Genomic DNA, 339 nt, shown 5'->3' with positions numbered 1-339 from the left:
CACATAGACCAGCTGGGGGCAGGCCGCGCACAGTGTGTCCGCACCCAGCCCGAACCGGTCCATCACGCCGGGGCGGAAGTTTTCGACCAGCACGTCACACTCCGCCGCCAGCGCCCGCGCCGCCGCCGCGCCGTCCTCGGTTTTCAGATCCAGAACGATGGATTTCTTGCCGCGGTTCACCGATTGGAACAGCAGGCTTTCGCCGTCCCTGAAGGGGCCGATGTGGCGGTAGTCATCGCCTGCGGGCGGCTCGACCTTGATCACCTCCGCGCCCAGATCGGCCATCAGCGCCGTACAATAGGGCCCAGCCAGAACCCGGGAAAAGTCCAGGATCCGGAC

At 66.4% G+C, this 339-nt stretch carries 1 protein-coding gene; it reads right to left on the bottom strand.

The window, feature by feature from the left end; translation table 11 throughout:
- The coding region (locus tag AB9K35_RS01500) for a CoA transferase (RefSeq protein WP_369924139.1) at positions 1-339 on the bottom strand (339 nt) is incomplete at both ends.

It is taken from the genome of Leisingera sp. XS_AS12, from assembly GCF_041224635.1.
Taxonomy (GTDB): domain Bacteria; phylum Pseudomonadota; class Alphaproteobacteria; order Rhodobacterales; family Rhodobacteraceae; genus Leisingera.
This window is presented reverse-complemented; position numbering and strand designations above follow the sequence as displayed.